The organism is Rhizobium sullae, from assembly GCF_900169785.1.
GTDB classification, from domain to species: domain Bacteria; phylum Pseudomonadota; class Alphaproteobacteria; order Rhizobiales; family Rhizobiaceae; genus Rhizobium; species Rhizobium sullae.
The window spans coordinates 1-387 of the sequence record NZ_FWER01000205.1; the positions used below are offsets into that span (position 1 = coordinate 1).

The following is a 387-nucleotide window of genomic DNA, read 5'->3' on the forward strand; positions in this document are numbered from 1 at the left end:
AGACACCGTTCCGATCCGCGGCGGCTGAGCGCCATCGACCAGAACAAGCAGCTCGCAGACCTCAAGGCGGAGCTGCCATGGCTCCGCGAGGTTCCGCACCACTGCCTGCAGCAAGCGGTCATCGACCTGCACCGCGCCTATGCCAACTTCTTCGAGGGCCGCGCGGCCCATCCCAAGCCACGGCGCAAGTACGAAAACGAGAGCTTCCGATATCCGGACGCCAAACAAATCGCCTTTCGCGAGGGAGAAATCCTTCTTCCGAAGGCGCGATGGGTGAGGATGGTCGCTCACCGCGAGATCGTTGGGACGGTGAAGAACGTCACAGTCTCGCTCAGCGGCGACCACTGGTACGCCTCGATCCAGGTGGAGCGGGAGGTGGCCGAGCCG

The 387-nt window shown here is 63.8% G+C and carries 1 pseudogene; it reads left to right on the forward strand.

What is annotated here, in order from left to right:
- A pseudogene (locus BN1800_RS41935) lies at window positions 1-387 on the forward strand (hypothetical protein); the annotation flags it as partial.